Origin of the sequence: Chthonomonas sp., assembly GCF_035294505.1 — a bacterium.
In the GTDB taxonomy this organism is placed as follows: domain Bacteria; phylum Armatimonadota; class Chthonomonadetes; order Chthonomonadales; family Chthonomonadaceae; genus Chthonomonas.
The window spans coordinates 30,318-50,686 of record NZ_DATGKU010000038.1 but is presented as its reverse complement, the minus strand read 5'-3'; the positions used below and the strand labels follow the sequence as shown (position 1 = coordinate 50,686).

Genomic DNA, 20,369 nt, shown 5'->3' with positions numbered 1-20,369 from the left:
GCCCTTAGGGAACAGGAAGAGAGGCTTTTGTCGGCTCTGCAGGTCGCCCATCGGAAACCTCCATTTCAGAACGCTTTTCCGGCTCAGCGGGTTTTAGCGGAAAAAGCGCTTCAACCGCTAAGAAAAGAGCCGCTCCGATGAGGCCTCCCAGCAGAATGCCTAGCCCCCCTCGCCATGCCGAAACGATGAGCGGGGTATGGATGTGGCAGAACGTGTTGAGGAAAGAGACCTGCCCGATGCTGCCCACCACAAAAGTGGGCAAGGCCAATCGCCTTCTCCCTCGCCACCACCAAGCAAAGGCCAACACGAAGGCCGGATGGCCTATGAGAAACTCCTTCGTGCGCGGACGTACCGGCAGAAGATGGTCTAACAGGGCACGAAACTTCAACTCCAGCGGGCTTACCCCCACGGCCGCATCGTTGCCCGTACGAATGAGCATGATGGCCAATACGGCCAAAGCCACTAGGGTTAATAGCAGAATGCTGTAGCGAGCAGGCTCATTGAGATTTCTGCGCAGCTTAAACAGGGCACGCTCCCTCCAAACCGGCCAACTCTCCCCTGCACGCGCCTTTCCTCCTTGCAACAGCACCAGAGCTACCAGAAGGATAGGGATGGCATGCTGTGCCTTAATGCCGAGGAACTGATCGGTTTTTGTAAGGAAGAGGCGCGAAGCCAACAGGCCAACCACCAACAAGATGCCGGGCAGGGTAAGCAGGCTTGCCTGCAACAGCGTGCGGATGGCACGACGTAGGGACTCTCCGTTGGGATAGGTAGGGGCGGTCGATTCTGGGTCGGGCAAGAAGCTAAGGCAGGCGATGGCCGGAAAAGCGATGCCGGCGGCCAGCGCCGTAAGCTGACGTCCTTTAACATGCACCAGCGCGAGAAACCCAAAAACCACGGCGCAACCGATAGTCAAGACCAGCTCCTGTCGTTTGGAAAGCGGCACAATCAGCGCCAACATCCAGGCCACGCCGGCGCCTACCCCAAGCCCCATGAGAGCAAAAAGCCCCACGGGAATCTCCAGCCGTTGAAAAGGATGTGCCGGGCCAAAAGCAAAACCTCCGCCCGTCCATGCCCCTCCGTGTTCGATACGTCGCGCGATCCGTTTAATATAAAGCGCATTCTGGGCCACCGCATCCGAGCCGGCATCGGTAAGCAGGTGGATATAGCAGAGGCGAATGTTGCGCTCACGCACCGCCAACCCAAACCGTTCCACCATGGCCGAATCGCTCATTTGCCCCATCTCGGCCGGCAGAATGCTGTGAACCCGCACATAGTCTCCCTTCAAAGCCTGGGTGAGATCGGTCACTCCTTTCTGCTTGCCGAACTCGATATCGCCGTAGACAATGCCATGAGCCGGTCGAAGCAAAGGCGCAACGGCCTTCTCTTGTCCGCGGTAGCCCAGCACCTCATCGCCGTTGAAGATCACCACCGAGGCCCCTTGGGCCACAAGGCTCTGTAAAACCGCTGCGGCCGTGGCCTTCGAGACCCCTGGAAAGTTGGCGATGCGGGCGACGATCTGCAAGCCTGCCTGTTTGGCAGCCGCAACCCCGAGCGGAGGCAGCCCAATGCCAAGCGTTCGGATATGGGCATAGTCCAGGTTGGCCTCTAAGGCGGCCGCGTGGGGCGCAACTTGCGGGTCTACAACGAACCGAGTGATGCCGGCGTGCGGTTCGGGAAACGATTGGGGGGAGGGGTAGTCGGTAACCACAATCCCCCGAGCACGCAGTGCCGCCCCAATGCGTGTCAGCAGGCTCTCGCTGCGCACCACGGCCAATGTATAGGAGTGACCATCCGGCAACGGCTCGAAGATAGGGCGTATGGCGCCGGTGGTTTCGAGCAACATGGGCGTATCCTCGGTGAGGATGAGCGCGCTTAGGCCTTGACGTTTAAAATCCTGCAAAACGCTAGCAAGCGGGACATTTGCGAAGCGTGCGAGCTGATCGGCCTCTGCATACTCCACCCCCAAAGCCACACGCCGATTGGCCATCTCCACGTGGAAGCGGCGATAGGTGGCAACGAGGGCGGCAAGCAGACCAACGGCCAGAAACAGCCAGGTAATTGGTGATCGTCTCATGTTCAGTGTTACGGTATTTTTCGGGGGCAGAGTGCCGCCCACCCTGCCCGAGGGGAGGCCATGATGGCGCACACCAGGTTCAGGAGGCCCTGCCCACGCGGTAGAGCCGGTGTTTCTCAACGGTACGGCTTCTTCTCGGCCCCGGTTCGCCTTCAAAACGGCGGCCTTGAGGCCTTATTCTACACGAAGGGCAGGAAAAAATCAATATGAGGGCGCCCCTAGGCCTCTCGCCCGCTCCTGTAGGCAAACCGGATGCTCCCTTTCCGCTCTGTACCACTATTACTTAATATAAATTATTCTAATTTTCTATCTAGACTTATCACGATAATTTCACGTTCTGTTTGTATAATCCCTGTGTCATCGGGCGATGTATTCCGACCGACGAAAAAACGGCCAGTAGAGTCGGTCTTTAGGAAATCAAGGTATGGAAACTCTACAACAAGGGCAGACATTAAAGGCCTGTTTCGCACGCTCGCCTTGCATCGTGGAGGGTCTGCTGGGCAGCGGCACGCAGGGAGAGGTCTACAAGGTCCGTCTCGACGACCAGGCCTACGCCGTGAAGTGGTATTTCCCGCAGTTTGCGACCGACCTACAAAAAGCAAACATCCAGCGTCTCATCGAAGAGGGCAGCCCTTCCTCACAGTTTATCTGGCCTTTCGATACGGTGGCTCTGCCGAACGGATCGGGGTTTGGCTATCTCATGCCTCTGATCCCTCCTAACTACGTCTCACCGAGCAAAGTGCTCAGCCGAAAGGTAGACCCCTCCTGGTATGTGCTCGCCACCGTAGGCTATCTCGCAGCCAACAGCTATCTTACTCTGCATTCTATAGGCTACTGTTATCGCGATATCTCTTTTGGCAACATCGCCTTTGACCCCCAAACCGGCGAGACGCTCATCTGCGACTGCGATAACGTGACCCCAGAAGGCTTAGACGAATTTTCTCAAATCATAGGCACGCCTCTTTTTATGGCACCGGAGATACTGCGAGGCGAGGCACTTCCCTCTATCCAAACCGATCTCTACTCCCTTGCCGTTCTCCTGTTCACCCTTTTGGTGCTCAACCACCCCTTAGACGGGGCGAGGGAGGCGCAGATTCGCTGTTTCGATTTCGAGGCGATGATTAGGCTCTACGGGCACGAACCTCTCTTTATTTTCGACCCTGACGACGCTTCCAATCGTCCGGTTCCGGGGATTCATGACAACGCTCTGATTCTTTGGGAAATACTTCCTTCGGCACTCAAAGAACTCTTTACCCGAACGTTCACAGCAGGCCTTACAGACCCCTATCGGCGGGCCAGAGAAAGTGAGTGGAAAGGAGCTTTCTGTGACATGCGCGATGCCCTCTGGAACTGCCCCCATTGTGGGGCAGAAAATATCTGCCTCTTTCAAGGGCACCCGACCTGCTGGGCATGCCGGAGAGAACACGAATCGCTGCTCTACCTTCAGATTCACCATAAGCGAGTCGTGTTAAGCCTAGAGAAAAAGCTCTATCCCCATCATATCAAGGAGGAGCGACTCTACGACTTTTCCGAGCCGGTTGGCTGCGTGGTATCACACCCCAAAAACCCTGCGCTCCTTGGCCTCAAAAACCTCTCTCCCTTCAGCTGGGGGGCTACTGCTCCCACCGGAGAGCCGAGGGTGGTAGAGCCTGAACGCAGCATCGCCCTGCTTCCCGGCATGAAGCTTCAATTCGGCCAAAGCCAGGCCGAACTCATCAACGATATCACTTAAACTGGAGAGGAAACCATGTTACAACGACCAGGCGGAGAGGTTGCATCGCGCCCTTTGCATTTTATTTGGATTCTTGACTGCTCCGGCTCTATGGCAGCACAAGGCAAGATGGCGGCGCTGAACAACGCCATTCGCGAAGCCATCCCTCACATGCAGAAAGCCGCTGCCGAGAACGCGAACGCCAAAATGTTGGTGCGAGCCGTCCGTTTCTCCACCGGGGCGGACTGGCACATCAAAGACCCCATGCCCATCGAGCAGTTCGTTTGGAGCGACCTCACCGCCGATGGGGTAACCGATATGGGCAAAGCGTTTCGCCTCGTCACCGAGCAGCTAAAGGTGCCTCCTATGCCCGAAAGGGCTTTGCCCCCTGTCCTCGTTCTTGCCTCCGACGGCCAAGCCACCGACGATTACAAAACCGCTCTTCAAGAGCTTATGAGCGAGGAGTGGGGAAAGAAGGCGGTGCGAATGGCCATCGCCATCGGCAAAGATGCCGACCTCCGCATGTTGCAGGATTTCATCGGCCATGCTGAGCTTCAACCGCTGCTTGCAAACAACCCGGAATCTCTAGTGCGTCAAATCCGTTGGGCATCCACGGTGGCCATTCGTGTCGCATCCTCTCCGAAACCAGAGGAAGAAAAGAACCTATTGCACCACGGCGACGCACTGGATGATCAGGATGATCATAAGGATCATGACGTGTCGCCCCCCGATGACGACCTGGTCTGGTAAAACCCCATGGACAAACGCACTTCACCAAAATGCGAGTGGAAAATCTTAGGCACGTCGGTACAGGGCGCTCTGCATCGGGTACGCGGACTTCCCTGCCAAGACGCTCACCTATGGTCTTCCCAAACCGAGAGCGCAGAACGGCTCGTCGCCGCTTTGGCGGACGGGCACGGCAGCGCAAGAAGCTTTCGCAGCGACATCGGCGCCCGCTTTGCGGTTGAGACCGCCGTAGAGGTGTTGGGCGAACTCCTTAAAACCGACAGACCCCCTGCCCCTCTCTCCCCCAAAAGCTTGCAAAGAAGTGCCGAACGCATTGTGGAAAGATGGCGTGAAAAAGTAAGAAGTCACTTCTACGAACACCCCATCACCGCTGCGGAGTTAGAGGCTCTACAAAACGAAGGGGAAGTGACCCCTCGCGATACGCTTGAAGCCGATCCTTTTTTGATCTATGGAACCACCCTGCTCGCGTTCGTCGCTTCGGGCTACCACATCGCCCTCCTCCAAATAGGCGATGGTGATGCACTCGTCGTGTATCGAGACGGGCAGGTTACGCGCCCGATTCTTAAGGATGCGCGCCATATCGCCAATGAAACAACCTCCCTATGCATGGAGGATGCCGCCCAAGAGTTTCGCTTTGCCACGCTGAACGCTTGTCGAAACGACATGATGATGATCATGCTCTCCACAGACGGCTATGTCAACTCCTTTGTGGACGAGAAGAGCTTTTTCAAAGCGGCCACCGATCTGGCCGGTCTGCTTGCCAATGGACGCGATGAGGATGTAAAGACCAACCTCGAAACGTGGCTAAGCGATACATCAAGAGAGGGGAGCGGCGATGATATCACCGTATTACTGATCGCCTCAGCTAACCCGCTTGTTCGGCTCAGCGATAGAGATATGCCGCGAAGAAAGCCCTTTTCCTGGCCGGCCTTTCTCCTCGGTTTGGCGATCGGTGCCCTGTTAACCGCCGCCATCTTTCACTGGTGGCCTTCTCCCAAGCCAAAACACATCTCCATACCACCCTCTATCTCGCGGCCTAAGCCTGCCCAAAGCGTTCCTAAAACCGGCAAAAAAATGCCTCCAAAGCACGGAGAACCCATTACAAAACCCTCTGTAGGAGAATGAAACGATGCCTCTACCTGAACAACCTTGCCAACTTATTGTTCCCGGCGGACGTCACTTCGTACTGCGATACGGTACCGAGTTCCGACGAAACGACCTTCCTCACTTTCCCTCCGGCCCGGCCGACGAGGTGGTTGCCCGCGTCAGCGCAAAGCCAGGCGACGACTCCGTGCTGGGCATCACCAACCTGTCTCCCATAGACTGGATTGCCGAATCGCCACGAAAAGGCCGTTATGTGGTGGCACCAGGTCAAACGGTGCGAATCGAACCCGATGTAAAAATTCAGTTTGGAAACACCACAGTCGAGATCAAGCCGCTCTTGAGCGTCCCGCTCAAGAGCGGATGGTACCTTCGCATTATCTCCGGCCCAAACGCGGGTCAAGAGTTCGCTCTCACCCATAGCCATCTGACGCTAGGTGGCGCCCCTCCTGCAGGCCTTGTGCTGCCCGCCCCCCAGCTCCCGGCCGATCAGATCGAACTCGATATTGTAGATGACCACATCCTCATTCGAGCCTCCGGCGATCTGCTGAAGGTTAACGGCAAAAACGTTGCTTCCGTACCTCTGCGCCCAAACGATGAGTTCCAGCTAGGCAACCTTCATCTGCGAGTTATTAACCAACAGCTGGCCCAAAAGCAAAATAAACAAATCGGCTTCCTGCAGAACATGCCAGCCCCCACTCGTAACGGAGTGGTTGTGGGAACCCTCGCGGGGCTGCTTATCCTGCTCTTTGCCCTGACAGACAATTTCCATCTCTTACCTGTCGCCCTTATTGCTCTTAGCTTGGTGGTTCCCATTGTGGTGCTTACGCGAATCGTTGAAACCTACAACACCTCCAACATCTCCATCAACACCCTTCTCATCACCTTTCTGCTCGGTGGTTCTTTGGGGATGGTTGCCACCATCTTGCCGCAGGTGTTGCTCGGCATGCCGCCTATTATGTTTCTCGCAGGCATTTGGGAAGAGCCGGCCAAACTGCTCGCTACCTTTTGGCGCTGGAAACACCCCGTATACGATAAACCCATGGACGGCCTGATTATTGGAACGGCCGCCGGTTTTGGCTTTGCCGTGGCAGAGACTGCCGGCTATGGGCTTGACATCTTCATTCACAACTCGCTTACTCTTCTCGAAAAGAAAATACCTGGCGGGGTCCTCATCTTGCCTAATCTTTCGCAGCAAGGGTTGGTTGCCATGCTGTTGAACCTGATCTTCCGCAATTTGCTCTCCCCATACGGCCACTGTCTTTGGACGGGCATTCTCTGTGCGGCGTTTTGGGAAAGCGGGCGCAGTCTTAAAAAGGCCGTGAAAGACCCGCGTTTCTTAAAAGCGTTCCTCATCGTTGTCTTGCTCCACGGTCTTTGGGATTCCCCGTTTGGCCTGCTGGGCATTCTTATCAGTGCGGGCATCACCTCCTACATCTATAAGGAGCGACTGAAACACAACGGCTATTCACAATAGGAACGGAACAGAGCTTATGGCATACGACGATTCAGTGCGCAAAATACTGGCCGATATCGTAAGCACCTACGGTACCGCCATCCACGAAGAGAGCAGGCGTTGTCGTGCCCTTCTGTGCGACTACGCCCGCGGAATGCACAAGCCTGAGGTAAACGCCTTGATGATGGCGTTGGAAGAGGACGTGCCCAAAGAGCTGCTCTCCGCTAAAAGCGATCAAGCGCTTGAAGGGCTGATCAATAAAATGACCCAGAAGCTTACTACAAATCGCTCTATGACACCGGAAGCAGCCCGTTGGGCCGTAGAGAGCTGGGCTTTCGCCTTGGCGCTGAAGGGTGAGAATAAAGAGAAAAAGCAACAAGAGAAAGCAGAGGAGGAAAATGTACAGCCTTGGCTCATAGCCGCAGCGCTTAGCCTGGTCGTCAGCGCCTTTACCTCCCTTGCTTTCATCCTTCAATCGGTCATCTCCATTCAAAGCATTTGGCTCCCGCTTTTTTTCTACGGCGTTACTTACGGCCTCATACAGGCCATCCAAAAGCATAACACGCCTTATCAGGCTAAAAAGCTACAGGGAATCCTCTACCTCCTCATCGCCCTAACCCTGTTTGTGCTCGGCATACGCACGCTCTGAAAGGAAACACGGACGATGAGAGCTACCCCTTTACAACGGCCTGATGGCTTCGCCGTGAAACTCACCCGAATCTTCATTACTTGCCTGGGATGGATCATCGGCCTATCACACGCGAACGCTGCCCCCATCACACGAACGCCTTCACCCCCTCAACATGCCTATCTTCTTTCGCAAAACCCCATTCTCTCCGATTGCCTGCTCGACGGCGATTTGGCGGTGATTTTGGCTAAAGACTCTGCCACCTCCCATGTTGCGATGGAGCTATGGCATCTGAATAACGTGCCGGTCACCACAGAGAACATCCCTTTATCCGAATGGATATCTCTGCCCCTCCCATCAATAGTCGCCCACGGCGGCTGCCTCATTGTGGGAAATGGCAGCCTCTTAGGTCCATTGAATAACCATTTTTCGGTTTGGATCAAAAACGTGCAAACTGGCAACTGGGAAGAGCATCCGCTTCCGAAACCGCCATCCGGCACTTATGATGTCTATGACTGCGATGCTTCGCTGGTTGTGGGCACCGTGAGTCAAGAGCTTACGCACTTCTCAGCCGCATTTTGGGAAAAAGACAGCTCCAACAACTACAAAGGGCCTTTCCTCATCAACCCGAAAGGCTACGCAAACAGCTGTGCGACCGGAGTCGTCGGTTCTTCTAGGATTGTGGGCTATGCCCAACTGCTTGCGGACAACAAACAGCACGCCATGTTATGGCAGCTTGCCAGCGATAACACAACCTTTTGGCATTGCGATCTCTCTCTCGCTATCCCTGTGTATCTAGACATCACCGATTCCTATGCACAGGCCATAGACGGAAACACCGTCGTAGGATATGGGGTAGATGCCCAAGGCAACAACCATCCCTTGCTATGGCGAGTGCCCTCCGATATCTCCTCCCTATCCACGCCCTCGACCTCCTGCGACGAGCTTCCCCTACCGCCCGGATGGTATGGCGAGGCCTTTCAAATCGCCGGAAACTACGTCGTCGGAGTTGGATATTCCGACCCTCAGAACCAAAGCGCAACGCAACATGCCCTGCTATGGCATCTCGATGTAGATTCAGGGCAATGGCAGTTCACCGATCTCCAACAGATTCAACCGACCCCACCCAACTCATCCGATAGCTTCACAAGCTCCGTCGCACAAGGGGTGAACGACAATGGCGAGGTAAGCGGCCTGGTGTACACAGCGCCGAGTGCTGGCTCCCCTGCCAAGGCCTACCCTGTTATATGGACGGCCACACGCCTAGCTTTCTCCGACTCCTCTCCGTCGCAGAATCTCCCTTTAATGCCTCTGCCCAATCCGCTACCCTGGCACTTCCCCCTAAAACCCTTGCCTAAGCCTTCATCGCCTTGGCAGTCGGCGATACAACTCTTTCGTAGCCTGAAACCGAAGTTAGGGCGCATCGTGCTTGGGCTTGTGGAGATAGGTATCGCGCTAGGCTTCTTTGGGGCCGCCCTAGAGTGCCTCGAAAAAGCAAAACGGAAGTAGCCCGAAACGCAGAAGCCCTGCCGATGGACGGATGGGCCAACGCCCACCGGCAGGACGCAAACAGATTTTCGGCAGAACCTCCCCTGCCCTTAAGAGCAAAAGAGAGATTTTTCAAATTGTGCCACCTGTGGCAGTTCATGAAATTTCTTTCTTAAATGCGAAGCGCATCGTCTAAACAGCCGGTGCGCGGGTATAATGGAAGACAGATTTCGGTTCGGTAACCGTTTCAAACCATTTGCCTATAAGGACAGAACAGCGTTGCGCGTGCTCGTTACCGGTAGCGAAGGTTTTATCGGACAGGCTCAGGTGGCCACCCTGTTGGAAGCCGGCCATGAGGTGCGAACTTTCGATCAGCGCTCTGCGCGCCACCGCGAGTGGGAACACATCCCCGGTGACATTCGTGACATCTACGCATTACGCAAAGCGGTGCAGGACATGGATGCCATCATCCATTTGGCCGCAATCCCCAACGACCGCTATGGCGCCGAGGCGGATGTGCTGGATGTGAATGTGCGCGGCACCTTGAACGTACTCATCGCGGCGCACGAAGCTGAAATCGAGCGCGTTGTGTTCTACTCCAGCATCAATGCTATCGGCTGCGTAGGCCGATTCGGCAAGGCGCGCTACCTGCCCGTAGACGACTTTCATCCTCATCACCCTATGACGCCCTACCAGCTCTCAAAACATTTGGGTGAAGAGGCCTGCCGCTCCTACTCCGAGCGCTACGGCATGGTGACCGCCTGCTTACGTCCCACCTTTGTGACCCGTGAAGACCACTATGCCGGTCATTGGTTTCCGGCCGAAGAGGGGCGTTGGCAAAGTTATAGCACCGAGCTTTTTGCTTATGTAGACGTGCGCGACGTGTGCCAAGCGGGACTGCTCGCCCTCACCGCACAAGGCTTTCTCCATGCCGGTTTTCTTCTCACCGCCGACGACACCGGCCTGCCCATTCCCACCGAAGAGGCCGTTCGCCGCTTTTTCCCCGATCATCCCTGGCAACAGGATAAAACGGCCTACCTCGCCGAAAACCCCTACCGTTCCCTCGTGGACTGCAGTCAGGCGAAATGCCTCCTCGGCTGGCAGCCCAAACACTCCTGGCGCCACTACGTTAAAAGCTCCTAGCGCATGGCAGCCGCTTAAAGCCTCACATCCTGCACGCCGGCAAGCAGCGGCAGCTCTCGCCCACCCCATACAAGCGTGCCTTTGACCCCTTCAGGCAGCGCCACACGTCCGCGAAGGGCGCCCTCAGCAAAATTGAACTCGGCCTCTATAGCCCCCTTGGGATGTACCAGCACCCCTGCAAGCGATTTCAGCGGCCCCGGTTGTGGGGCTATGCGCACGCGGTCGAACCCAAAACGTGCCGGACGAATGCCGAGCAACGTGGTGAAATAGTGGTAGAGGGGATGCGCTCCCCAACCATGGCAGTCGGAGCGCGTCGGCTCGGGCATCTCAATGGTGGTGCAAAGCCCCATGGTTTTGAGGTCGAACCAAAGCGCCAACCGCTCCAAAAGCGCATCCGGTCGTCCCAAAACACGATAGGCTTCAAAAAGATAATGGGTAAACGAGATGGTCGTTCGATGAAGTTCGGTCGCGGGAACAGAGGCTGCGGGAAGAAGCGTTTCTCCTAATCGCGCGTGACGCTCCTGCGGCAGGAGTCCGCTCAGCAAAGCGAGGCACTGCGCATGCTCGGAGAAAGAGGTGTGCGCCAGATCATCGGCATAAAGACCGCGCTCTTCGTCCCAAAAGTGCTTGTCCGTTGCCCAAGCCAGTTCCTCTGCAAGCCGCTTATAGCGTGCTGCAAGCTCCGGTTCATCCAGCCAGCGTTCCAGAGCTTCCATCATCTTAAGCGCCATAACCAACTGCCAATTCAACGAGGCGCTCACCCCCCACTGCCCGTCCGGTGGGGTTCCGTGCCTCCAAGCTGGCACCCAGTCCAAGAAGTTCCAACCGAGCGGCCCGCGCATCAGGCCATCGGCCCCTCGATGCGTGAGAAAATACTCGATAACGCCGCGGGCGCCAGGAAGCAGCGAACGAATGAAGGGCGGATCGCCGCGCCATAAAGCGTAGTCATAGATCATCGCCACCCACCAAAGCGAAAAGGGCGGAATAATCTGCTGTACGCGCGATGGGTAGCGCGACTGCGTTAACCCGTTAAGAAGACGGCTGGCATCGAAAAGCCGAAGCGCCTTGCGGGGCAGACGGTCGTCTTTGGTAATCACATAGGTTACCAAAGCCTCTAAGCGCGTGTCGCCCACATACATCAGCTGCTCATAGTAGGGGCAATCCATATAGGTCTCATGAGAGCACATCTGCAACGCCCTCAGCGCCAACGGCGTCACCTCCTCTAAACGCGCATCGGAACAGGAGAACCGACTCTCCATCTCCAGCGGATAGCGCGTCTCATAAAGCCTAAGGCTCTCCAGCAGCAGAGGCTCCTCCTTTGTCTCGACGGCGATTTCAAGGTAGCGGCCTGCCTGCCACCATAAGGTGTCGAAACGGCGCGAACGCCCCCCATCGGGCAGAAACGTATCGCCAATCCCCTCTTTTAAGTGCCAAAGCGTTACGAAATATTTGCCCTCAATGGCGCTGCGATCGCCCTTCGTTTTGGCATCCGGCTCGTTGAAAAGCGATTCCTGCCAGTGGAGACGCAGGGTCGCGCCCCGTCCGCCACTCACCACAACCTCCGGATAGGCGCACACATAATCTTCCAGGTCGAAAAGCACACGGCGTCGCGTGTGTGGGGGAACGGTGAGGGGTTGTTGCGCGCTCCAAAGCTGCTGCCAGGCCATCGCCTCCTCCGCCAGGTGATCGGCCTGACGCACCGGCAGAGAGCTTGTCTGCAGAGAGGGCACCGCGGATACATGCCGTACCCGCCCTCGCTCCCAACCTCTCTCCATCATAGGCGGCAAGGCGGCCGGCAACAGCAGGTGCATCGGGGCATGGTCGTTTGCGTACCGCTTGGCATCCACCCCTGCTTCCAGCGCCTCCACCGGTAGCCACCCATCACCTTCACCGCGTTCAAACCCCCAAGAAAACGCCGTGCCCTCTAGGAGCAGGTTATCTCCGGTCCCCCAGGCCGCCAGCGGGTCTAGGAACGTATAGCCCCCCAGCCGTTTGCCCTCCCACACCGCTCTACCGGTGCCGATAAGGTCGTAAAACGGTTCCTCTTGAGGGGAGAGTAAGAAGCCGTGGTGTAGGCTCATCTGGGCATAGGGCGCTCGTTGCCCCAGAGTCCACACACGCGCCACCAACACATGAGGCCCCGCAGGGAGGGTCTCCTCGTAGGTCTCAAAGAACCAGTGTAACACGTCGCCTCGTTCGCTTCCCCGCCCCATGCGCACCCCATCCAGAAACAGGTCGTAGCGCTCATCGGCGGTTACATGAAAGCGCAGAGTTGCCGGTTCGTTGAGTTCAAAGCGGCATCGGTAGGCCACCACAAACGGCGGTACGCCAGGGTTCGGCAGGGCAATCCATCGGCATGGCCAGGAGCCGAAGTCGGGCCACCCCTTATCGGCATAAAGCGACGTATAGGGGTCATCGGAAAGAGAGATACGTGGCATAAAAACCTCCTTAAAGGCTATTCACTACGAACGATCATCCACAGGCCCCAGGCGGAGAACAGCACGTTTTGAGACCAAGCGGCCACCAAAGGCGGCAGCAGAGGCGGACTGCCCTGGGGGCCTGGAGAGCCTAAAATGCGGGACAGGAGCAGCGTGTTCCAGTAGACGAAGACGAGACAGATGGAGAGCAGCGTGCCTCCAAACCCCCCGGAGCGCCCAAATCGCATGGCGATGGGAGGGCAGCAGAGCGCCATCACCAGGCAGGAGAAGGGCACCGAGAGTTTAAAGTAGTAGTCCAAAATAAGCCGATAGTCGGTGATGTGCCGTGCACGCTCCGCCGCGATCTGCCGGCCAAGCTGGTGCAGAGTCAACATGGAGGAGGTGGCCAGCTGCCCCATAGGCATCTGCAACACCATGCCGTTCTGAAACGCTTGGGGGTCTGCCGGAATGGTGTAACGAACCTCCTGCGGCCAACTCAGCAGAGGGCGATCGGGGTGTTCGGGGTCGAAAGAGATGATAAGCGGACGGTAGAGCGTCCAGACACCGTTCTGATAGCGCCCCGAAGAGGCGATTGCCACAAACGGCTGTGTACTGCCGATAAGGCGTGCGCTGGCGTTGATCTCCACATCGTGCAGCTCGATATAGCCCCTGCGGGCTATCATAGAGCCTACTCCCACCACATAGTTCTGATCGGAAGAGACGAACGACTGGCCGGCCAGGGGCGTAAGCGACTTCAGATGGGTGATCAGCTCTCCCACCACCTCCTGATAGCGGATAATCGAGGCCGGCACCACCGTCTCTCCAAAATAGAAGTCCACCACCGAGACCACAAACCCGATGACGAAAATGGGGGTAAAGATGCGCATCACGCTGATACCTGCCGAGCGCAACACGGTGATCTCGGAATCGCGGCTCAGGCGGCTCACCGCAAGCGAGGCCCCCACGGCCATGGCCACCGGCATGGTCATATGCACCAAAAACGGGATAAAAAAGAGCGTGATGCGCACAATGTAGGTCAGCGGAACCTGAAATTGAAGGAAAACCTGCGCATTGTTGTAAAGCACGGAACCGGTGAGCAGCAGAACGATGGTGGCCTGCCCGATGAGGAAGGGCACCGTCATTTCGCGTAGCAGGTAGCGCGCAAGAATGCGCATAGGGCTTCTCTTTGTTCAGAAGATATGTTGATCCACATTGAAGGCATCGCATATCATGCGAAGCTCATGGGTGGAGAGACCATCGGCAAGCCCATGGTTGGTAAGGTTCATGTACTCGTAGCGGGCCCCGGTTTCGGCATATTCAATAAGGTCGCACGCGCGTTTCACCGAGACGTCGGAGCGGGCCAGCACTCCATGTTTGCCCCACACCACGATGCGGTGATCGCGCATCATCCGCACATTCCCCAGCATCAGTTCCGGGGAACCGGGGAGCATGAAGGGCAAAAACCCGATGCCATCGGGAATGTTGACGATGGATTCGGGCTGCCAGCGTAGAACATGGCGGCTTAGGTAGAGCGAATCCTGATAGCGGGCAATGTGGCTTAGGTAGACCAGATGGAAGGGTTGGGCGTGCACGAGCGCATGAAAATTCAGGCCGTTTCGTGTAACCTGGTCTCGATGCACGGCGATATGCGAGTTCAGTTCGGAGGTCGGTGTTTTAAACAGACGCTCCCGCGCCGTATAGAGCGTCCCCTGCCGCCCTCCCTCCTCAATGCGCAGATAGGCCAGATTAGCGTGCGGATTACGGATGATCTCGCGCAGCCTTCTGCCGGCTCCGGTTACCAAAAAGCCGTGGCCTACCAGCTCCGGGGCGGCTGTTGGGAGGGGAAAAGGCTCACTGAGAGGGAATTCGTCCGTAGGGTCTAGTTCCCAGCCGAGATAGACGGAAATGTTGCCGGCCGAGCCTTCGCTGGCTTCGATCTCGGCCAACCGTTGTCCGGCCTCTCCGATGAGGGTCATGAGAGTGGATAAGGAAGGATAAGGTTCTGGAATACGCATACGTCATCGTCCTCAATGATAAGTTAAATTATTCAATTTGAAAATCGAACGCGAGGATGTCGGCAGCATTCGGCAGAATAAGCTTTTGCACGACCTCTTGATGCGCCGGATGCGGCCCGTAGGTTTCAAGGGCTTTGCGGTCTCTAAAGCGCACGCGAAGCGCGTGCGTGTATCCTTGCGATCTGCCGGAGAAATCGCGCCCGCAGTTCAGCTCGAGGATGCCCTCGATCTGCTGGGGTAGCTTCTGCAAGCGGCGCATCACCTCCTCTATCGTCGCCTCCGAAACGCCCTCTTTCCATCGAAACAGCACGAGGTGTTCGATCACTCTCACTTCCTCACTGAAAGGTTCGACTCTTCTATTTTACCATCTTCTCATCGCCTCCGCGTCCTTGCGACCTTCTATCGGCGTCTGCGACGAGGCTCTTCCCAAAGCAAGGCAAGAACGGCTAATATAGATCACAAACTGAACTTCACAGAAGGATCACAATGCGGATTTACATTAGTGTGGACTTGGAGGGGATCGGCGGGGTGGTGCGCCCCGAACAGGTGCAGCCCAACCATCCAAGTTACACGACGACCTGCCTATGGGCGACCGAAGAGGTATTGGCCGCCATCAAAGGGGCCCGCCAGGCGGGCGCCACCGAGTTTTACGTGAAGGATGCCCATGCGCGTGGCATCAACCTGCATTGGGAGGCGCTGCCCGCAGGTGTCTATCTCGTGGCAGGCCGAACGCGCCCTACCCGTTTTCCCAAACTTCACTCCACCTTTCACGCCCTCTTCCTTATAGGCTATCACGCCAAAGCAGGAACCTCTCCGGCGGTGTTGGCACACACTTGGGAGGAGGGCATGCGCCTATGGCTCAACGGCCAAGAGATAGGCGAGATAGCCGTTGATGCCGCCATCGCCGGCCTGTGGGGTGTGCCCGTAACGCTTGTGAGCGGAGACGATCGGACCGCAGAAGAAGCCCGCGCGCTGTTGCCCTGCCACACGGTGGTCGTTAAGGAGGCTACCAGCGAAGAGGGCGCCATCCTTCACCCACGCACGGAAGTTCTTCAGGCCATCGAAGAGCAGTCGCGCCGTGTTGTCGAGCGCCTTTCTAAAAAGAGAGCGTCCTTCCCGCCTTTGCAGCTATCCCCGCCCTTCCATCTCCGTGTGGAAAAAACGCAGGAGTCTACCGGCCAGGTGAACGTCGCAGAGTTTTACAATTACGATCTGCGCGCCCTATTTCAAAAGGCCTTAGGGGAGGGTTAGAGCCTGGCCAGCTAGGTTACAGCGGCACGTAAGCCCTACGCGCCTTCCGTTCGCCAAGAGACCGGCGTGTGCTCTAACCGGTAGCGCAGGTAAAGCTCATCTCCATCCCTATAAAGGGAAAGCAGGTGAGCACGGAGATAGAAATCGGGAGGAAAACCCACACCGCCGACCGGTGTCGGTAGGTGATCTCCGCCCTTCAGTTTGGGCGCGAGGGTGAGAAACAACTCGTCGGCCAAGCCCTCACGAAGCAAGACCTCGTTCAACAGGCCACCGCCCTCACAAAGCAGATAGCGAACGTTCTGTTCCTGCCGCATACGCCGGAAGGCCTCTGCCAAATTCACCTCCTCCTCCCCACACAGAAGCAGCGTCGCCACCGACCGCAGGTGGGTTTGCACATGGGATGGCAGGCTTTGAGGGGCGATCACAAAGGTTTGCTTCGGTGTGGTCTCAAAAAAACGATTTTCGAGGGGGAGATCGCCGGTGCGTGTAACCACATAGCGTGGAAGGTTGGGAGGATAGATGACGGGGCCGGCCCGCAGGGTGCCGCTGCCGATGATAACGGCATTGGCCGTGCGTTGTAGGCGCCGAAAAAGCAGCTGATCGGTTGGCCCTCCAACGCCCTTCGCCGGGCCGTGAGGCTTTCCAACCACGATCTTGCCGTCGAGCGTAGAGACGATGTTCAGGTAGACATAAGGGCGATGGTCTGGCGGCGAGGGAAAGGCGATATGCACATAAAGCTGATCGGGCGGTGGTGGGCACTCCGTGAGATCGAGAAGACGTTCTAAAGTCATTGCCTAACGATAGCCCTTAAGCGCCGATGGGCGCGTTTTGAAGATAGCGAATAGCGAGGTGGCAAAACATGCCGATTCCGTAGGGCAAGGGGGCATCGCCGAAATCGTAGGTGGGGGTGTGCAGGGGAGTGACCTGCTTTCCCACACCAAGGCGAAACATGGCCCCGGGAGCATGCTGCAGATAGATGGCGAAATCTTCCGCTCCCATCGAGGGCGCCTCGAGGGGGATGACGTTTTGCGGGCCTAGCAGCTCCTGCCCGACCTCCTCCACCAAACCCACGATGGCCGGGTGGTTGTTGGTAACCGGAGTGCCGAAATCGTAGCTGAAATGATAGTTGGCACGCAAAGCACGACAGATGCCGGCCACCAGCCGCTCGATGCGCTCCGGCATCGTTTTGCGAAGTTCCGGGTTAAGGCAGCGCACGGTTCCCTTCAGGGTGGCTTTGCCGGGGATGACATTGTAGGCCGTGCCCGCATGAAACTGGGCGACGGTCACCACCACCGGCTCAATGGGGTTGATCTCGCGCGAAGCAAGCGTTTGCAGGGCCAGGGTGATCTGTGCTCCTATAACGATGGGGTCAACGGCACTATGCGGCATGGCCGCGTGCGCACCTTGACCCTCTATAACGATATCGAAGGTATCGGCGGAGGCCATCATGGGGCCGGAGCGCACCCCGATCTGCCCCACCTCCAGTCCAGGCCAGCCGTGGAGGGCGACGATCGCATCTACCCCCTCCATCGCGCCATCGGCACACATTTTCTCGGCTCCGCCGGCGACCTCCTCCGCAGGTTGAAAAATAAATCGGACGGCTCCTCGCAGCAGGGGGCGCAGGGCGGAAAGCACCATCGCCGTGCCCAAGAGAGTGGCCGTATGGCCATCATGGCCGCAGGCGTGCATCACCCCATCACGGCAAGAGCGATAGGGCGTTTCATTCTCTTCTTGAATGGGCAGAGCGTCCATATCGGCGCGAAGGGCAAAGGTTGGGCCGTTAGCAGCCCCTTCAGCCGTTCCCCTTAAAGCGCCGATCACTCCAAAACCCCCCACGCCCTCGCGCACTTCATCCAAAGAGAGGCGCCCCAGCGTTTGAGCCACCAGCCGGGAGGTCTCTTTTTCGTGATAGCTCAGCTCAGGATTTTGATGGAGATGATGGCGCAGCCGGATTACCTCCGGCAACACCCTTTCGATCTGCTCCTGCACGGCCCGATGTATCGCCTCTAACATTTCTTGACCTCCCTACTGCCAACACACAGGGAATAGAATACCTCACAAGCACGCCGAGCCAACCAGGTGCAAACGCACCGTTAAGCCCCACTTCCTATCCCTCAGCCCCCACCCCCACTCCCCTCCCCCCATTGGGGAGAGGGGAGACCAACAAGCCCATTGGCAGTTTTCTATGATAATCTTCCCTTCGGACACTAACCATAACCGCCCCCTTTCTCCCGAATCGGGGGAAAGGAGGGGATAGGGGGCGAGCAAGATAGCCTTGCTGTACGAATTGGCTCTAGAACCGTGAGATTGTCAGCCCTCACCCCGCCCCTCAGAACGGTGGGAATGGAAACGCAAGATTTCTCGCCTTCGGCTCGAAATGACAGGCGTGGCATCGGCTCGAAATGACAGTTGTTCATCTCGCCTGCGGCTCTTCAAGCCCCCACCTCCTATCCCCTCCCCCTATCAGGGAGAGGGGAGACCAGTAAGTTTATTAGCAGTTTCTTATGATAACCTTTCCTTCGGACACTAACCATAACCGCCCCCTTTCTCCCGAATCGGGGGAAAGGCCGGGATAGGGGGCGAACGAAGCCGACCTGCTCTACAAACTGCCTCTAGAACCGTGAGATTGTCAGCCCTCACCCCGCCCCTCAGAACGGTGGAAATTGAAACGCAAGATTTCTCGCCTTCGGCTCGAAATGACAGGTGTGGCATCGGCTCGAAATGACAGTTGTTGATCTCGCCTGCAGCCCCTCACCCCCACTCCCCCTACAGGGGGCAGGGGGAGGGGCACCTAATAAGGTGGGCGTGCTATGCAATTTGCCTCTAGAACCACGCGATGGGCAACCCCTCCCATGATTAATTAGGAAGAGAAAGGCAGACATAAGGCGCTTTTTTCTATCCCTGAATAGAGGCCATGCAATTACAGAAAACTTTTTTGCCGCCGAGTCGTCTAATAAAGTAGAAAAGCATCTTCTAGCCTAGGTTATAACGAACTGCTATGAGTTGCGGAGGGAGAGCAGAAATGAAAAGAGCGGAGCGTCTACTTATTACGACCCTCCTAGGGATCGGTATCGCTTTCGGCGTATCGGCGGTAAAGGCACAAAAAATCATACCGCCTCCCAATGGAAATAAAAATAACTATGTGTACACACCGGCGCCCTTCAACGGCTATTGGACGCCGACGACGGGTTTCTTCTTGCCGTGGGCTGTACCTTTCGGAGGCTACTACAACTATCCAAACTACTACCTCCAAGGCTACCCCTATCAAGGCGCCGGCGGCGCCCCCTATCAGGGCTTTGGCAGACAAAGAGGAAACTTTCAGGGGCGTAACTTCAGGCAGCAGTTCCAGGCGGGCTTTGCGATGTTTCAAAATGTTATGAGCCGGCTGCCTCAACAAGGGCCGCTGTTCCTCGACCCCACACGCTCGAATGAAGCCCTTCTGCTACGACGTGACGATGTGCGCCATGAGCTGCTGCTCAGCGGCGATCAACAGAACCAGTTGAACCAGCTCATCGTGGGCGTGCAGCGCGACACGTTCACTCAGGTGGCCGACGCGTGGCGACAAAACATCCAGCAGAACCGGCAGAACTTTCGTGACATGACCCCGGAAGAGCGAAGGGTCTTCTTCCAACAGCAGGGTCAACAGATGGAGGCCACGGTAGCCAAAATAACCGATCAGGAGGATGCCAAGCTTGAGGCCGTTCTGAACGACTGGCAAAAGAACCGCCTGCATCAGCTCGACCTCCAATGGAGAACCGCGATGGCGCTGTCGGACGACAAGGTGGCCGATAAGCTGAACCTTACGCCTGACCAACGCACGGCCATTAAAAAGATCGCCAACGATTTTCGACAACTGCAGCGGCAAACGTTGATGGGCCTCTTCCAACCCGAAAACACGAGTACAAATACAGCGGAAGCCAACGGAGCTGTGCCGGGGCAACAGCCTGCTCCTGGCCCTCAAGGGCCGCCCCGTTTTGACCCGTCTCAACTACAGCAGATCATGGCCACATTGCCCGATCGGGCCCGGCAGGCCGAAGCCAAGATGTATAAGGCGCGCGTCGAATACGGCAATAAGGCGCTTGCCGTTCTTACCCCCGAACAGCGCGCGCAGTGGCAAAGCCTTTTGGGCAAGCCCTTCTACTTCAACCCGAACACGCTGGACGATGTGGCCCTCGCCCAACAGCAGCAGCCACAGTAATCTAACCGATTGACCTTACTTTCTACTGTCCTTTCTGTGCAGGCTCGTCATCCCCTCTCCCGAATGGGAGAGGGGCACCTTGTGGTGGGCGTCCTCGCGGTGGCCAACTCAAGGCCAGAACCGTTTCTTTCAAAGCC

The 20,369-nt window shown here is 57.0% G+C and carries 16 protein-coding genes; 9 read left to right on the top strand and 7 right to left on the bottom strand.

Features of this window, described 5'->3' with window-relative positions; all coding sequences use genetic code 11:
- Nucleotides 1-4: 4 nt before the first annotated feature.
- Complete coding sequence (locus VKV18_RS01575) at nt 5-2,077, bottom strand: DUF5693 family protein (RefSeq protein ID WP_324202472.1); 2,073 nt, start codon at nt 2,075-2,077, stop codon at nt 5-7.
- A gap of 424 nt (nt 2,078-2,501) precedes the next feature.
- On the opposite strand from VKV18_RS01575, the gene VKV18_RS01570 reads away from it, so the two are divergent.
- The 7 genes from VKV18_RS01570 (at nt 2,502) to VKV18_RS01540 (ending at nt 10,351) form a co-directional block, all read left to right on the top strand.
- Nucleotides 2,502-3,809, top strand: coding sequence for a protein kinase domain-containing protein (locus tag VKV18_RS01570; protein ID WP_324202471.1), 1,308 nt, complete (start codon nt 2,502-2,504; stop codon nt 3,807-3,809).
- 15 nt (nt 3,810-3,824) lie between these two features.
- Nucleotides 3,825-4,538, top strand: a complete 714-nt coding sequence (locus VKV18_RS01565; protein ID WP_324202470.1) for a hypothetical protein — start codon at nt 3,825-3,827, stop codon at nt 4,536-4,538.
- A gap of 6 nt (nt 4,539-4,544) precedes the next feature.
- Nucleotides 4,545-5,660 (top strand): PP2C family serine/threonine-protein phosphatase, encoded by a 1,116-nt coding sequence (locus VKV18_RS01560; protein WP_324202469.1) that lies wholly within the window; start codon nt 4,545-4,547, stop codon nt 5,658-5,660.
- 4 nt (nt 5,661-5,664) lie between these two features.
- Nucleotides 5,665-7,113 carry a PrsW family glutamic-type intramembrane protease gene (locus VKV18_RS01555; RefSeq protein ID WP_324202468.1) on the top strand — a complete coding sequence of 483 codons (1,449 nt, stop codon included), beginning with the start codon at nt 5,665-5,667 and terminating at the stop codon, nt 7,111-7,113.
- Nucleotides 7,114-7,129: 16 nt separating this feature from the next.
- Complete coding sequence (locus tag VKV18_RS01550) at nt 7,130-7,741, top strand: hypothetical protein (RefSeq protein WP_324202467.1); 612 nt, start codon at nt 7,130-7,132, stop codon at nt 7,739-7,741.
- A 15-nt stretch (nt 7,742-7,756) separates the two neighbouring features.
- Nucleotides 7,757-9,229 (top strand): hypothetical protein, encoded by a 1,473-nt coding sequence (locus VKV18_RS01545; RefSeq protein ID WP_324202466.1) that lies wholly within the window; start codon nt 7,757-7,759, stop codon nt 9,227-9,229.
- Nucleotides 9,230-9,493: 264 nt separating this feature from the next.
- On the top strand, nt 9,494-10,351 hold the full coding sequence (locus tag VKV18_RS01540; RefSeq protein ID WP_324202521.1) for an NAD(P)-dependent oxidoreductase: 858 nt from the start codon (nt 9,494-9,496) through the stop codon (nt 10,349-10,351).
- Nucleotides 10,352-10,365: 14 nt separating this feature from the next.
- Here the strand turns inward: VKV18_RS01540 and VKV18_RS01535 are convergent, their stop codons facing one another.
- Genes VKV18_RS01535 through VKV18_RS01520 form a run of 4 tightly spaced genes read right to left on the bottom strand, consistent with a single transcriptional unit; the run spans nt 10,366 to nt 15,108 of the window.
- Nucleotides 10,366-12,789 (bottom strand): alpha-L-rhamnosidase C-terminal domain-containing protein, encoded by a 2,424-nt coding sequence (locus tag VKV18_RS01535; RefSeq protein ID WP_324202465.1) that lies wholly within the window; start codon nt 12,787-12,789, stop codon nt 10,366-10,368.
- A gap of 17 nt (nt 12,790-12,806) precedes the next feature.
- A complete protein-coding gene (locus VKV18_RS01530) occupies nt 12,807-13,943 on the bottom strand; it encodes an LptF/LptG family permease (RefSeq protein ID WP_324202464.1) in 1,137 nt (378 codons plus the stop codon).
- A 15-nt stretch (nt 13,944-13,958) separates the two neighbouring features.
- A complete protein-coding gene (locus VKV18_RS01525) occupies nt 13,959-14,783 on the bottom strand; it encodes a class II aldolase/adducin family protein (protein ID WP_324202463.1) in 825 nt (274 codons plus the stop codon).
- A gap of 28 nt (nt 14,784-14,811) precedes the next feature.
- The gene (locus VKV18_RS01520; RefSeq protein WP_324202462.1) at nt 14,812-15,108 is read right to left on the bottom strand and encodes a Dabb family protein; all 297 of its coding nucleotides are present in this window, start codon (nt 15,106-15,108) and stop codon (nt 14,812-14,814) included.
- 161 nt (nt 15,109-15,269) lie between these two features.
- On the opposite strand from VKV18_RS01520, the gene VKV18_RS01515 reads away from it, so the two are divergent.
- Nucleotides 15,270-16,034 carry a M55 family metallopeptidase gene (locus VKV18_RS01515; protein WP_324202461.1) on the top strand — a complete coding sequence of 255 codons (765 nt, stop codon included), beginning with the start codon at nt 15,270-15,272 and terminating at the stop codon, nt 16,032-16,034.
- Between the two features lie 35 nt (nt 16,035-16,069).
- Here VKV18_RS01515 and VKV18_RS01510 read toward each other — a convergent pair whose 3' ends face one another.
- Together VKV18_RS01510 and VKV18_RS01505 are read right to left on the bottom strand one after the other, a co-directional pair.
- A complete protein-coding gene (locus tag VKV18_RS01510) occupies nt 16,070-16,825 on the bottom strand; it encodes a RibD family protein (protein WP_324202460.1) in 756 nt (251 codons plus the stop codon).
- A gap of 16 nt (nt 16,826-16,841) precedes the next feature.
- Nucleotides 16,842-18,047, bottom strand: coding sequence for an amidohydrolase (locus VKV18_RS01505; protein ID WP_324202459.1), 1,206 nt, complete (start codon nt 18,045-18,047; stop codon nt 16,842-16,844).
- 1,009 nt (nt 18,048-19,056) lie between these two features.
- Between VKV18_RS01505 and VKV18_RS01500 the strand changes: the two genes are divergently transcribed.
- A complete protein-coding gene (locus VKV18_RS01500; protein WP_324202458.1) occupies nt 19,057-20,232 on the top strand; it encodes a Spy/CpxP family protein refolding chaperone in 1,176 nt (391 codons plus the stop codon).
- Nucleotides 20,233-20,369 lie beyond the last annotated feature (137 nt).